General features: G+C 64.6%; 13 protein-coding genes. All 13 read left to right on the top strand.

The window, feature by feature from the left end; translation table 11 throughout:
• Positions 1–10: 10 nt before the first annotated feature.
• The 13 genes from P3T40_RS07850 to P3T40_RS07790 all read left to right on the top strand — a co-directional run bounded on the left by P3T40_RS07850 (position 11) and on the right by P3T40_RS07790 (position 14,406).
• On the top strand, positions 11–1,717 hold the full coding sequence (locus P3T40_RS07850) for an FAD-binding protein (RefSeq protein ID WP_429267120.1): 1,707 nt from the start codon (positions 11–13) through the stop codon (positions 1,715–1,717).
• Between the two features lie 26 nt (positions 1,718–1,743).
• Positions 1,744–2,508 (top strand): glucose 1-dehydrogenase, encoded by a 765-nt coding sequence (locus P3T40_RS07845; RefSeq protein ID WP_429267119.1) that lies wholly within the window; start codon positions 1,744–1,746, stop codon positions 2,506–2,508.
• Positions 2,509–2,519: 11 nt separating this feature from the next.
• Positions 2,520–3,647, top strand: a complete 1,128-nt coding sequence (locus P3T40_RS07840; RefSeq protein ID WP_429267118.1) for a 2Fe-2S iron-sulfur cluster-binding protein — start codon at positions 2,520–2,522, stop codon at positions 3,645–3,647.
• Between the two features lie 64 nt (positions 3,648–3,711).
• On the top strand, positions 3,712–5,325 hold the full coding sequence (locus P3T40_RS07835; RefSeq protein WP_429267117.1) for a FadD3 family acyl-CoA ligase: 1,614 nt from the start codon (positions 3,712–3,714) through the stop codon (positions 5,323–5,325).
• 75 nt (positions 5,326–5,400) lie between these two features.
• Positions 5,401–6,297: a VOC family protein gene (locus P3T40_RS07830; RefSeq protein WP_429267116.1), complete on the top strand. Its 897-nt coding sequence runs from the start codon at positions 5,401–5,403 to the stop codon at positions 6,295–6,297.
• Between the two features lie 20 nt (positions 6,298–6,317).
• On the top strand, positions 6,318–7,202 hold the full coding sequence (locus P3T40_RS07825) for a CoA transferase subunit A (protein ID WP_429267115.1): 885 nt from the start codon (positions 6,318–6,320) through the stop codon (positions 7,200–7,202).
• A 10-nt stretch (positions 7,203–7,212) separates the two neighbouring features.
• The gene (locus P3T40_RS07820) at positions 7,213–8,010 is read left to right on the top strand and encodes a CoA-transferase subunit beta (protein WP_429267114.1); all 798 of its coding nucleotides are present in this window, start codon (positions 7,213–7,215) and stop codon (positions 8,008–8,010) included.
• An 8-nt stretch (positions 8,011–8,018) separates the two neighbouring features.
• Positions 8,019–8,960 (top strand): enoyl-CoA hydratase, encoded by a 942-nt coding sequence (locus P3T40_RS07815; RefSeq protein ID WP_429267113.1) that lies wholly within the window; start codon positions 8,019–8,021, stop codon positions 8,958–8,960.
• Positions 8,957–10,081 carry an NAD(P)H-dependent flavin oxidoreductase gene (locus tag P3T40_RS07810; protein ID WP_429267112.1) on the top strand — a complete coding sequence of 375 codons (1,125 nt, stop codon included), beginning with the start codon at positions 8,957–8,959 and terminating at the stop codon, positions 10,079–10,081. Before P3T40_RS07815 ends, P3T40_RS07810 begins: the two co-directional genes overlap by 4 nt.
• 28 nt (positions 10,082–10,109) lie before the next feature.
• Positions 10,110–10,931 carry an enoyl-CoA hydratase family protein gene (locus P3T40_RS07805; RefSeq protein ID WP_429267111.1) on the top strand — a complete coding sequence of 274 codons (822 nt, stop codon included), beginning with the start codon at positions 10,110–10,112 and terminating at the stop codon, positions 10,929–10,931.
• The gene (locus P3T40_RS07800) at positions 10,928–12,130 is read left to right on the top strand and encodes an acyl-CoA dehydrogenase family protein (protein ID WP_429267110.1); all 1,203 of its coding nucleotides are present in this window, start codon (positions 10,928–10,930) and stop codon (positions 12,128–12,130) included. The genes P3T40_RS07805 and P3T40_RS07800 overlap by 4 nt, the downstream gene beginning before the upstream one ends.
• A 63-nt stretch (positions 12,131–12,193) precedes the next feature.
• Entirely contained in the window at positions 12,194–13,255 is a 1,062-nt protein-coding gene (locus P3T40_RS07795; RefSeq protein ID WP_429267109.1) for an acyl-CoA dehydrogenase family protein, read from the top strand.
• Entirely contained in the window at positions 13,255–14,406 is a 1,152-nt protein-coding gene (locus P3T40_RS07790) for an acetyl-CoA C-acetyltransferase (RefSeq protein ID WP_429267108.1), read from the top strand. Before P3T40_RS07795 ends, P3T40_RS07790 begins: the two co-directional genes overlap by 1 nt.
• Positions 14,407–14,437 lie beyond the last annotated feature (31 nt).

Below are 14,437 nucleotides of genomic sequence, written 5' to 3'. Positions count from 1 at the left end.
GGCGCAGCGTATGCCCGGTGCTTCTGCCGTCATGGACTCCGGCTCGGCGACGCCTGTCGACGCGCCGCTCGTGGTCGACGATCCCGCTCGCGTGCGCTGGGATGAGGTATGCGACGTACTGGTCGTCGGCTTCGGCGCGGCCGGTGCATGCGCTGCGCTCGAAGCCGCCGCGGCAGGCGCGCGGGTGCGGATCGTCGAGCGTTTCGACGGTGGCGGCGCGAGTGCGAAGAGCGGTGGCGTGATCTACGCGGGAGGCGGCACGCGTTATCAACAGGAAGCGGGTTATACCGACACGCCCGAAGCGATGTTCGCCTATCTGCAGCGGGAAGTCGGCGACGCCGTTTCCGCTGCGGCGCTCAGTCGCTTCTGCGCGGGCAGCGTCAGCATGCTGAGCTGGCTCGAGCGGCTTGGCGTGCGCTTCGCGGCATCGGTGCCGCCGCGCAAGACCTCGTATCCGCAGGATCGTTACTACCTGTACTACTCGGGCAATGAGGCTGTCGGCGATGCATCGCGCGAATATCCGCCGGCGCCACGCGGGCATCGCGTGGTGGGGCACGGGATGTCGGGGCGGGTGCTGTACGACACGTTGCGCCGGGCGGTTGACGCACAACCGCTGGTTGACACGTTGTGCAACGCTGCCGTGCGCAGGCTGGTCGTGGATAAAGCGGGGCGAGTAATCGGCGCCCAGGTCTGGCAGGTCGCGCCCGGACGCGCGCAGCGTCAACATCGGCGTCTTGCGCGCTGGGCGGAGCGGCTGCATAACGGTCTGCCTGCGCTCGCCGATCGGTTGCGCGCCGCGCTGCATCGCATCGAGATGCGCGAGAGCCGGCCGCTGACCATCAAGGCCGATGCCGTCGTCCTCACGACCGGTGGTTTCATTTTCAACCGCACGATGGTGGCGCAGCACGCGCCACGCTATCTACGCAACTGGCGGCTTGGCACGACCGCTTGCGATGGTTCAGGCATTCGCCTCGGCGTCTCGGCAGGCGGCGAGGCGCTGCGGCTTGAACGTGTCTCGGCATGGCGCTTCATCAACCCGCCCTATGCCTGGGCCCAAGGCTGCGTGGTCGATCGGCACGGCGAGCGCTTTTGCAATGAAGAGGTGTACGGGGCGGCGCTCGGCCATGCGATGTGCGAAACCCGCGAGGGCCGGGCCTGGCTGATTCTCGATGCGCGCCTGGTTGGCCTCGCGTTGACCGAATGCCTGCGCGGTGGCCTGTGGGCGTTTCAGAGCGTTCCAGCTTTGCTGTTGATGCTATTCGGCCGCAAGCGCGCGAACTCGCTTGCCGAACTGGCGGCACGCATTGCCGTCGACTCCGCCGTGCTGCAGCGGACCGTCGACACCTATAACGCCGCAGCGCATAACGCTTGCGATCCCGCGTTCGGCAAGTCGGCCGCGATGCTGCAGCCGCTCGCTCACGGGCCGTATTACGCAATCGATATCTCGTCGGATAGCCGCGTCTTTCCATGCCCGTCCATCACGCTTGGCGGCTTGCGGGTCGACGAAACCACGAATGCCGTGTTGTCCGAGGAGGGCAAGCCGGTGACGGGTCTCTTTGCGGCCGGCCGCGCCGCCTGCGGGCTCGCATCGAATCATTACGTGAGCGGCCTCTCGCTCGCGGACTGTATCTGGTCGGGCCGCCAGGCGGGCCGGGCCGCAGCGGGCGCGGTTCTCGCGAACTCCGCCCATTCCCTGACTGAAGCTGAATCAAGCTGATCAACACTGAAGAAGAGAGAACGAAGATGGGAGACAGACTCAAAGGCAAGATCGCCGTCGTGACCGGTGCTGCAAGCGGCGTGGGCAAGCAGGACGCGCTGCTGTTTGCACGTGAAGGCGCGCGCGTCGTGCTGACCGATGTGAACGAGGAAGCCGGTCATGAAGTCGCCGCGCAGATCGGGGATGCGGCGGTGTTCGTGCGTCACGACATCACCTCCGAAGCGGGTTGGAACGACGTATTCGGCACGGCGCAAACACGCTTCGGTACGCCCGACGTGCTCGTCAACAATGCCGCGGTGCTGCTGCTCGGCAGTATCGAGGACACCTCGCTCGAACAATGGCAGCGTGTGCTGCGCATCAACGCCGAAGGCTATTTCCTCGGTTGCCGCGCGGCAGTCAAGGCGATGAAGGAGACGGGTGGTTCGATCGTCAACATGTCGTCGGTCGCGGCGCTGGGCGGTTTGGGCATGTTCTGCGCGTATTCGGCCAGCAAGGGCGCAGTGACGGCGCTGACGCGCGCGATTGCGGCGCATTGCAAGCAGCAAGGCTACAAGATTCGCTGCAATACGATCCACCCGGACGGCATTCTCACGCCTATGACCGCGCCGTTCTTCGGTTCTGCTGAGGAAACGCGCGATGCGCTCACGCAATCGGTCGATCCGCACGGGCGTATGTGCTTGCCGGAAGATATCGCCAACCTTGTGCTGTTCCTTGCCTCCGACGACTCGCGTTTTATCAACGGCAGCGAGTACCGGATCGATAATGCGCAGCTCATCATGGGCATCGCCTGAGTTCGCCCGCCATGGCCGATTCGCGTTTTCACCGGCTGAAGGTGGCGGACGTGATCGCGGAGAGCGCCGATGCGCGCTCGTTCGTGTTCGATCTGCCGCAGAGCTTGCGCGATGCATTTCGCTATCGCCCGGGGCAATTCCTCACGCTCAGGGTGCCGTGCGAGAAGGCGACCGTGCAGCGCTGCTATTCGCTTTCGAGCGCGCCGGGTATCGACGCCGCGCCGAAGATTACCGTCAAGCGCGTGCGCGAGGGGCGCGCGTCGAACTGGATGTGCGACTACGTTCAACCCGGCGACGAACTCGAGGTGATGGCGCCGGCAGGTGTCTTCAGTCCACGCTCGCTCGACGACGATCTGCTGTTGTTCGCGGGCGGCAGCGGCATTACGCCGGTGCTGTCGATCCTGAAGTCGGCGTTGGTGAGCGGGCGCGGCATGCTCACGCTGATCTACGCGAACCGTGACGAGCGTTCGGTGATCTTCGGCGACGAGCTGCGTCAACTCGCGCAACGCCATCCTGGCCGCCTGCGCGTGATTCACTGGCTCGATAGCGTGCAGGGCGTGCCGCAGCAACGTCATCTGGAAGAGCTGGCGCGGCCGTGGAGCACGCAAGAGTGCTTTATCTGCGGGCCCACGCCGTTCATGGAGAGTGCGCTCGCTGCCGTGCTGGCACTTGGGCTCGCGCGTGCGCGGGTTCATGTGGAGCGGTTTGCTTCGTTGACCGAACTGCCGGCGAGCGCGGGGGCTACCCGCGGTGCCATCGCTGCGCAGGCGCATCTGGATGCGCCGCTTGCTGAGGTGACCGCCGAAGCTACTGCCTGCGACCTGGTCGCTGGCGCGGGCACAACCGGGCCCGTCGCGGCCACTCCCACTACCGTCGAAACCGTGCTGGACGGTCAAACCTTCAACTTCGTCTGTGAGCCCGGCGAGAACCTGCTCGATGCGATGTTGCGCGCCGAGGTTCCCGCGCCGAATTCCTGCCGCAGCGGCCTGTGCGGCGCCTGCATGTGCCGCGTTGAAACCGGTAGCGTGACCCTGAATGCGAACCACGTGCTCGACGCAGCCGATCTGGCCGACGGCTGGACGCTGGCCTGCAGCGCGCTGCCAGCCAGCGCGGCGCTGCGCGTGGCTTTCCCCGACTAGGTCCAGAGGGTTCGGAACGCCGACCTGTTCCGAACCCTCTGGACCGCTTCCCTCGAATCTCATCATGACGCTGAACGACACTTTGACGACGCCCGCGCTGATAGCGCGCGGCGCCGCGCGCTATGGCGCACGCATTGCCGTTGAAACGGAACATGGCCGCTATAGCTATGCGCAACTCGATGCCGCACGCATCGAAGCGGCGCGAGCGCTGATGAGTTGCGGTATCGCCCCGGGCGACCGCGTGGCGGTCTGGGCACCGAACGTCGCGGCATGGATCATCGCTGCTCTCGCGATTCACAGCACGGGCGCGGCGCTCGTGCCCATCAATACGCGCATGAAAGGCATGGAGGCGGGTGCCATCCTCGAGGACAGCGGTGCGCGGCTGCTGTTCTGCTGTGGTACGTTCCTCGGCGATTCTTATCCGGAGATGCTTGCCGCACACCGTCCTGCTGCGCTAGAACGGATGGTGGTGTTCGACGGCACGCCGTCCGCTGCAAGAAGCGGACGCGACGAACGCTGGGACGCGTTCCTGTTGCGCGCGGCCGGCACGACACTAGAAGCGTTTCGCGCACGTGAAGCGACGGTACGTCCTGATACGCTGATGGACATCATGTTTACGTCGGGTACCACCGGCCGTCCCAAGGGGGTGATGACGACGCATGGGCAGAACCTGCGCGGGGTCCACGATTGGGCCAGCATCGCGACCGTGCGCGAAGGCGATCGCTACCTGATCGTCAATCCGTTCTTTCATGCTTTCGGCTACAAGGCGGGTTGGCTGGCGGCACTGGCGTGCGGTGCCACCGTGCTGCCCCATCTTGTGTTCAATCCGGACCAGGTGCTGGAACGGGTCGTTAAAGAGAGGGTTTCGGTATTGCCTGGACCGCCGACGCTTTACCACGCACTCCTCAATACGCCGGGTCTGGCCGAACGCGATCTATCGTCGCTACGCGTGGCCGTGACGGGCGCGGCAGCGATTGCGCCGAGCCTCGTCGAGCGAATGCGCGCCGAACTGGGGTTTGAGACCGTGCTGACCGGCTACGGTCTCACGGAATCGTGCGGCTTCGCCACGCTGTGCCGCGGCGGCGACGACGCGCAGACGGTCGCGCAGACCTCGGGCCGTGCGATGCCCGGTGTCGAGATCCGCATTGCCGGGCCCGGCGGCGCAGCGCTCGCAGCAGGCGAGACGGGTGAGGTACTGATTCGCGGCTACAACGTGATGCAAGGTTATTTTCGCCAGCCCGACGATGCGTTTGACACGGTCGACAGGGACGGCTGGCTGCACACCGGCGACCTCGGCAGTCTCGACGAGCGCGGTTATCTGCGCATCACGGACCGTATCAAGGACATGTTCATCGTCGGCGGCTTCAACTGCTATCCGGCGGAAATCGAGCGCCTTTTCAGCGCGCATCCGGCGGTGGCGCAAGTGGCGCTAGTCGGCGTGCCCGACGAACGTCTCGGCGAAGTGGGCCATGCCTACGTCGTCCTGCGTGCCGGAAGCGACGCAAGCGCTGGCCAGCTCAGCGACTGGGCGCGGCAAAACATGGCGAACTATAAAGTCCCACGCCTCATTACCTTCGTCGAACGGTTGCCGACTAGCGCCGCCGGCAAGGTCCTCAAATACCGCCTGCGCGCAGCCGCAGCGGCCGCTTCCGACGCGGCATACGACGCGCAAAGCTAGTCCCAACAGACGATGTTACGGGCCTCCAGGGCCGCCAGAATAAGCCTGACAACAACAGGTCTGGAGGAGTCGGAGATGATCGATGTACGGGCATTAGGCTACGTCGTCGTGCAGTCGGCGAACGTCGAAACATGGCGCGGCTACGCGGAAAACGTGCTGGGCATGCAGGCTCACGATGCGGCGCACGGTGCGCTGTATCTGAAGATGGACGAGCGCGATTTCCGCTACCTGGTTGTGCCGGGCGACGCGGATCGCTACTTCGCCTCCGGCTGGGAGCTGCCCGATGCGGTGGCACTCGAAGACGCCGTGCGGGCGCTGGAGCGGGCCGGCGTCGAGCCGGTGCGCGCCAGTGCGCAAGACGCCGCACTGCGCCGCGTGCAGGCGATGGTCTGGTGTGTCGATCCGTCCGGCAACCGCCACGAATTCTACTGGGGTGTGCGGGCCGAATTCCGGCGCTTCGTGTCGCCGCTCGGCGTATCGGGTTTCGTGACCGGACAAATGGGCCTCGGCCACACCGTTCTGCCCGCACCGCAGTTCGATCTCACCGACACCTTCGTGCGCGAGGTGCTCGGTTTCGAGCTCTCGGACATCTTTCGCGTGAAGTTCACCGATGACCCCGCCGAACCGGAAAAGCGCATCCACTTCATGCATTGCAAGAACGCGCGCCATCACAGCCTCGCCATCATGGAGATGGCGGTGCCGTCCGGCTGCATTCATGTGATGGCCGAGGTGGACTCGATGGATGAGGTGGGCCGTGCGCTCGACCGGATGGCAGCGCAGGGCGTGAAGCTCTCCGCCACGCTCGGGCGCCACTGCAATGACCACATGATCTCGTTCTACATGAAGACGCCTGGCGGCTTCGACCTCGAGTACGGCTACGGCGGACTCACGGTCGACTGGGCGCAGCACACCGTCTTCGAGGCGACTCGCGTGAGTCTGTGGGGCCACGATTTCAGCGTGGGATACCGCTAGAGCGAACCGGAAAAACTCGTATGAAGATACTCGATAAACAACTGGGCGCGCGCGACGTGGTCGCGCAACTCGCCGACGGCATGACGATCGGCATCGGCGGCTGGGGACCGCGTCGCAAGCCGATGGTCCTCGTGCGCGAAATCGTCCGCTCGAATCTCAAGGACCTGACGGTAGTCGCCTATGGCGGTCCCGACGTCGGTCTGCTGTGCGCAGCAGGCAAGGTCAGGAAAGTGGTGTTCGGCTTCGTGTCGCTTGATGTGATTCCGCTCGAACCGCATTTCCGCCGTGCCCGGGAAAGCGGCGCGATCGATGTGTGGGAGCTTGACGAAGGTCTGTTGCAACTGGGCCTGCGCGCCGCGGCGGCGCGTCTGCCATTCCTGCCCACGCGGGTGGGTCTCGGCACCGATCTGCTGAAGCACGCGCCGCATATGCGCACGGTGCAATCGCCATATGACGGCGAGACGCTGCTGGCAATGCCCGCCATCAAACTCGACGCCGCGCTCCTGCACGTGAATGCGGCGGACCGGATGGGCAATACACGTATCGACGGTCCCGATCCGTTCTTCGACGCGTGGTTCGCCCGCGCGGCGGCAAAGTGTTTCGTCAGTAGCGAAACCCTGGTCGAAACGCTCGCGACCGAGGACCTCGATCTTGCGCGCCGTAACACCTTTGAGCGTTCGCTCGTGAGCGGCGTGGTTCATGCGCCGGCGGGCGCTCATCCCACCTCGTGCGCGCCGGCCTATGGCTGGGATCTGCCGCACCTGAAAGCGTATTGCGCGAGCGCGGAAGAGCCAACTCACACGGCGGCTTATCTGCGCGACGTGGTGGGCGCGAACGAGCGGGACTATCTGCAAGGCGCAGGCGGTCCGTCCCATGTGGCGGCGTTGCCGTTGCCGATTCTGTAAAGGAGCGCGTATGAGCGACTCTCTCGATTATTCCCTTGCCGAATTGATGATCGTCGCCGCGGCGCGTTTGTGGCGCGACGATGGCGAAGTACTGGCGACCGGTATCGGTACCGGCCCGCGCCTCGCGGCGGGTCTTGCGCGGCTTGCCTACAACGCGGGACTGATGCTGACCGATGGCGAAGCGTATCTGGTCGAAAGCCCAGTGCCGCTCGGGCCGCGCGAAGCGGGCTATCGCGTGCAGGCATCCGGCTTGATGACTTACGAGCGCGTGTTCGACTGCGTGTGGCACGGCCGCCGGCATGCACTGGTGATGCCGACGCAGATCGACCGCTTCGGGCAAGCCAATATCTCGTGGCTCGGCGACGACTACTCGAAGCCGAAGACACAATTGCTAGGCGCGCGCGGTTTTCCGGGTAACAGCATCAATCATGCGAATTCGTTCTTCGTGAGCGGTCATGGCAAACGCACCTTCGTCGCGGGCGAAGTCGATATGGTGTGCAGTGTCGGTTATAACCCGGCGCGCGAGATTCCCGGCATGCGTACGTTCACCGATCTACGCAGCATCGTCACCGATCTGTGCGTGATGGACTTCGGCGGCCCGGCGCATGCGGTTCAGGTGCGTTCGCTGCATCCGGGAGTGAGCTTCGACGAAGTTCAGGAGGCGACGGGCTTCAAATTGCTGGCGCATTCGCAGATGACGGTCACCCCTGCGCCCACTGCGGACGATCTGCGCATTGTCCGTGCACTCGATCCGCACAACCTGCGTGCGAGCGTCGTACGCAACAACCCCGCGCCGCGGCGCGCATGAGGTCTGTCATGCAAGCCACATTGTCTTCCGTGGGTGAACCCGTGGTCGAGTACGAGGTTGCCGACGGCATCGCCACCATCACGATAAATCGTCCTGAGTATCACAACGCGCAAAACTCGAAGATGACCTACGCGCTCGACGACGCGTTCCGGCGCGCGTCGCACGACGACGCCGTCAAGGTCATCGTGCTGGCAGGCGCGGGCAAGCATTTTTCGGCGGGCCACGATATCGGCACGCCGGGCCGCGATATCGACCAATCGTTCGAGCGCACGTCGCTGTGGTACGACCACACCAACAAGGAAGGCGGCGAATTTCTCTACGCGCGGGAGCAGGAGGTATATCTCGGCATGTGCCGCCGCTGGCGCGATCTGCCGAAACCGACCGTCGCAATGGTCCAGGGCGCCTGCATTGCTGGCGGGTTGATGCTGGCGTGGGTGTGCGATCTGATCGTCGCCTCGGAAGATGCGTTCTTTTCCGATCCCGTGGTACGGATGGGCATTCCGGGCGTCGAATATTTTGCTCACGCCTATGAGTTGAATCCGCGTATCGCCAAGGAGTTTCTGTTTCTCGGCGAGCGGATGGATGCGGCGCGTGCGTATCAGATGGGCATGGTCAATCGCGTTGTGTCCCGCGAACGCTTGCGCGACGTCACGTTCGAGATGGCCGCGAAGATCGCCCGCATGCCACGCCTTGGACTCGCGTTGACGAAGCAGGCGGTCAATCACGTCGAGGAATTGCAAGGAAAACGCGCCGCGATGGATGCGGCGTTCGCATGGCATCACTTCGCCCATGCGCATAACGAACTGGTCAGCGGCGACAAGCTGGGTGGGTACGACGCTCGCAGGATGGCGCAGTCGCAGCGGCCGGTGGCGGAGTCGGCAAACGCCGAGGCCGCGACGCCCGCCGCGGCCCCAGTCGCGCAAGCCCAGCCCGATGGAGAAGCGGCATGACGGCGGCAGCGCATTCTGCATTGCACACGCCGCTGTGCGACCTGCTCGGCTGTCGTTATCCGATCGTGCAGACAGCCATGGGCTGGGTCGCCGACGCGCGGCTCGTCGCCGCGACCTGCAATGCAGGTGGCTTCGGCTTTCTCGCTGGGGCGACGCTGGAAGCTGAGCATGTCGAAGCGGAAATCCTGCGCGTGAAGGAGCTGACGGACCGTCCGTTCGGCATCAACTTCCACATGTTTCAGAGCAACGCCACGCAGGTGGTCGATCTCGCGATCAAACACCGCCTGCGCGCGGTCAGCTATGGACGCGGCCCCGACGCGCAGACGATCCGCCGTTTCAAGGATGCGGGCGTGCTGTGCATTCCCACGGTCGGCGCACCGAAACATGCGGCCAAGGCGGTTGAACTCGGCGCCGACGCCGTGACCGTGCAGGGCGCCGAGGGCGGCGGCCACACCGGCTCGATGCCCACCACCTTGCTGCTGCCGCGCGTGCTGGATGCAGTGGACGTGCCGGTGATCGCCGCGGGCGGCTTCTTCGATGGACGCGGCCTCGCGGCTGCGCTCGGCTACGGCGCAACCGGTATCGCAATGGGTACGCGCTTTCTGATGGCTGAGGAATCGCCGGTGCCGCGCAGCACGCTCGAGCGCTACGTCGCCGTCGCGGACCCGGCGCAGATCCGCGTCTCGGCCGCGCTCGACGGGTTGCCGCAGCGCATGATCGATAACCCGTATCTGCTGCGCCTCGAAGCGTTTGGTCCGCTGCGCCGCACGCTGTTTGCGCTGCGCGCCGCAGAAGCCTGGCGCCGCCAGAGCGGCATGAGCTTCGCGCAGATGCTTGCGCTCGGCCTGAAGGCGCTGCGCCAGCACGACTACACCGCGAGCCAGACGCTGATGGCGGCGAACGCGCCGTTTCTGATCCAGCGCGCGATTGTCGACGGTATGCCCGACGAAGGCGTGTTGCCTAGCGGACAGGTCGCCGCGGTGATTGGCGCGATCGAACCGTGCGAGACGCTGATCGCGCGCATCGTCGATGAGGCCGTGGCGCGGCTCGACGCGCTCGCGGCACTGCGCGGCGCCCAGGCGCAACTTCAAGCACAAGCGTCTGCCGTGCTCGATGCATAACTGAATTCATCCACGAGGGACGGGGAACATGACAGAACCACTTGGCAGCGTCCGCTCGCTGCCGTTCAGGATCGAACGCGCAGACGGGATAGGCGAACTGGTGATCGACCAGCCGCCGGTGAACGCACTCGACTCGCGCGGCTGGCATGAACTGGCCGAGGCAATCGATGCGCTGGGCCGCGACGATACCGTCAACGTGATTGTGTTGCGCGGCGAAGGGCGCGGCTTTTGCGCGGGCGTCGATATCAAGGAACTGGCGGCGCATCCGGAACGTATCGTCACGGTCAACGCGGGAAACTACGCGACGTTTCGTGCGGTGCACCGCAATCCGAAGCCGGTGATTGTCGCGGTGCATGGCTTTGTGCTCGGGGGTGGCATTGGCATCTGCGGCGCTGCGGACGTGATCATTGCATCTGAGTGTGTGCGTTTCGGCGTACCCGAAATCGACCGTGGTGCGATGGGCGGCGGCGCGCATCTGCAACGCATGTTCGGTGTGCAGAAGGTTCGCGCGATGTATTTCACCGGCGACATGGTGGACGCAACGGAAGCCTGGCGGCTCGGCGCGGTTGAACGCGTGGTGCCCCGTGCGCAGTTGCGCGACGCGGCCGTGGAGATGGCGCGCAAGATTGCCGCGAAGAGCCCAGCCATGCTGCAACTCGCGAAGGAAGCGCTGAATGGCGTCGAAGACGGTGACCTCGAAGACAAGTACCGCTGGGAACAGGGCTTCACGTTGCAAGCATATATGACGAACGATTCGGCCGAAGCACGCTCGGCCTTCGTCGAAAAGCGCGACGCTCAATTTGGCACACCGTCAAGCGAAGTGGCGCAGACCGCCGGGGAGCACGCATGAAGCTCGACTACACGCCGCAGCAGCGTGCGTTTCGTGCCGAGATCCGCGCGTGGCTCGCAGAACACGTGCCACGGGAACCGTTGCCGAGTTTCGACACGGAAGAAGGCTTCGCTGCGCATCGTGCGTGGGAGCGCACGCTGCACTCGGGCCGCTGGAGCATGGTGACATGGCCGCGCGAACTGGGTGGACGCGGCTGCGATCTGATCGAGTGGCTGATCTTCGAAGAAGAGTACTGGCGTGCGGACGCACCGATGCGCGTCAACCAGAACGGCATCTTCCTGCTCGGTCCGACGCTGATGGATTTCGGCACCGACGCGCAGAAGGCCCGTTTCCTGCCGGCAATGGCCGCGGGCGAGCATGTCTGGGCGCAGGGCTGGTCGGAGCCCAATGCCGGTTCGGACATGGCGGCGATTCGCGCGAGTGCCATTCGTAGTAACGGCAGTAGCAACGGAACCGGCAATGACGGTGGCGACGAATACATCCTCAATGGCCAGAAGATCTGGTCGACCCGCGCGGTGTGGGCGGACTGGCTCTTTGGCCTGTTTCGCAGCGATCCGCAATCGGCTCGTCATCACGGTTTGACCTTCCTGATGGTGCCTTTGTCGACGCCTGGCATTACGGTGCGCCCGATCCGTCAGTTGAACGGTCACACCGGTTTCGCCGAAATTTTCTTCGACGACGTACGCGTTCCCGTTGAAAACCGCCTCGCGGGCGAGGGCATGGGCTGGCAGGTGGCGATGGCGACTGCGGGCTTCGAACGCGGCTTGATGTTGCGCTCGCCCGCCCGCTTCCAGCGCACTGCTGAGGCGCTGCGCGACCTGTACCTCGCGCATCGAGCCGGTGCCGACCGCGATCCGACGCTGCGCGAACGGGTCACCAGTGCATGGATGGATGCGCAGGCCTACGCGCTGGCCACCTACGCCACCGCGAGCCGGCTGCAGAAGGGCGGTCACATTGGTGCGGAATCGAGCACGAACAAGGTGTTCTGGTCCGAACTGGATCTGCGCATGCACCACACCGCGCTGGAGATTCTCGGCGCGCACTCGGAAGTCGTGCCGCGCACGACAGGACAACACGCCGCGCTCGGCAACTGGCTCGACGGCTTCCTGTTTGCACAGGCCGGTCCGATCTACGCAGGCACCAACGAGATTCAGCGAAACATCGTTGCCGAACGGATGCTCGGCATGCCGCGCTCGTGATGCGTCCGTGCAGGTGTGTCTTGAATCGTGCAGACAAGCTGTCAAAGGATTGAGCGAGAAATTATGGATTTCGTATTCAACGAAGACCAGGAAGCGCTGGCGAGCACGGTCAAGCGGTTCCTGATGACCGAGATGACCCCGGAGTTGATCCGCGAGCTGTGGGCCACGCCGACCGGACGCTCGGACCGGCTGTGGGATCTGTTTGCTTCGCAAGGGTTGATGGCCGTGTCGGTGCCCGAAAGTTATGACGGCATGGGGCTCTCGGAAGTCGAGTGGGCATTGCTCGCGCAAACGTATGGTTATTTTGCCGGGCCCGAGCCGCTGCTCGATACCTCGCTGGTCGCGGTAGGCATGCTCAATGGTTTGCCTTCCGGCGCTTGGCGCGACGAACTGCTGCGCGACATTGCAGCGGGGGCTGCACGCGTGGCGGTTACGCATCCGGTGAATCCGTATGTCAGCGACGCGCACGTCGCCCAGGTGCTGTTTTGCGAACACGAAGGCGAACTGCATCGCGTTATGCCGGATGCGTGTTCGTGGCAGGCAGTGGAAAGCGTCGATCCATCGCGCCGGCTTTTTGAACTCGACTGGAAACCAGATGCGAGCACACGCATTGCATCCGCGGATGAAGCGGCGCCGCTGTTAGCGGCCTCGCTCGATCGTGGCGCATTTGCAGTCGCGGCGCAACTGCTCGGTCTGACACAACGCGTGCTCGATGTCGCGATCGATTACAGCGCACAGCGCAAGCAGTTCGGCAAGCCGATCGGTTCCTATCAGGCGCTCAAACATTTGCTGGCCGATGTGGCGATCCGTTACGAGTTTGCACGACCGGTCGTGTATCGGGCCGCCTACGCGATTGCGCATAACGACCCGCAGCGCGCTCTCTATGTCTCGCACGCAAAACTGGCCGCGACTGCCGCAGCCCAGCTGGCCGCCCGCCACGCGATGCAGGTGCACGGCGCGATGGGTTACACGTGGGAACTTGACTTGCAGATTTTCATGAAACGCATCTGGGCGCTCGCGGGCAGTTGGGGCGACACGACGTTTCACAAGGCACGCGTGGCCGACACGCTGATCGGGGCGCGTGCGCCGATCGGGCCGGCCCGGACTTTCGAACTGGAATCGTGATGAAACAAGCCTATATCGTCGATGCATTGCGCACGCCGACCGGACGTCGCAAGGGGGGGCTCGCGCAGGTGCACGCTGCGGACCTCGGCGGCTTCGTGTTGAAACAACTGGTGGCGCGCAACGCTATTCCCGCTGATGACTATGACGACGTGATCTTCGGTTGCGTCGATACCATCGGCCCGCTTGCGGGCAACATCGCCCGTACTTGCTGGCTTGCGGCCGGCCTGCCTCTCACTGTGCCTGGCGTAACGGTGGACCGGCAGTGCGGATCGTCGCAACAGGCAGTGCATTTTGCCGCGCAGGCGGTGATGAGCGGCACGCAGGACGTGGTGATCGCCGGTGGCGTGCAGACCATGACGCAGATTCCGATTTCTTCGGCGATGACTGCGGCGCAGCCGCTTGGCTTTACAGACCCGTTTTCCGGCAGCAGTGGCTGGCGCGAGTGTTTCGGCGACGCACCCGTATCGCAGTTCCACGCGGCGCAACGAATCGCGGACCACTGGAACCTGTCGCGCGAAGCGATGGAAGCTTATGGGCTGGAAAGTCACCGGCGCGCGCTCGCCGCTATCGAAGGCGGTCACTTTGCGCGGGAAATCGTGCCGTTCGCCGGTATCGCGCACGATGAAACGCCGCGTAAGGACACGACGCTGGCGAAGATGGCCTCGCTCGAACCGCTGCTGCCGGGCGGCGCGTTGACCGCGGCGGTATCGAGCCAGACCTGCGATGCGGCCGCCGCCCTGCTGATCGTCTCGGAGGATGCCTTGCATCGCTATGACCTCAAGCCGCGCGCCCGTATCCATCATCTGAGCGTGCTCGGTGACGATCCGTTGTGGATGCTGACCGCGCCGATTCCTGCGACACGGCATGCGCTGCGCAAAGCAGGCCTGAGCCTTGCCGACATCGATGTGGTGGAACTCAACGAAGCGTTCGCTTCGGTCGCGATGGCGTGGCTCGCCGAAACGCATTACCCGCACGAGAAGACCAACCCGAACGGGGGAGCGATAGCGTTGGGCCATCCGCTGGGCGCCACGGGCGCGCGTCTGATGACTACGCTACTGCACGAACTGGAGCGCACGCAAGGGCGCTACGGTTTGCAGACGATGTGCGAAGGCGGCGGGCTTGCAAACGTCACGATCATCGAGAGGCTCTGAGCGCCCCTGAGAGCCCCTGAGCGTCTCCGGG

Source organism: Paraburkholderia sp. EB58 (assembly GCF_050436665.1).
In the GTDB taxonomy this organism is placed as follows: Bacteria; Pseudomonadota; Gammaproteobacteria; order Burkholderiales; family Burkholderiaceae; genus Paraburkholderia.
Note: the sequence above shows the minus strand (reverse complement) of the source record. Positions and strands in the feature narration are given on the sequence as shown.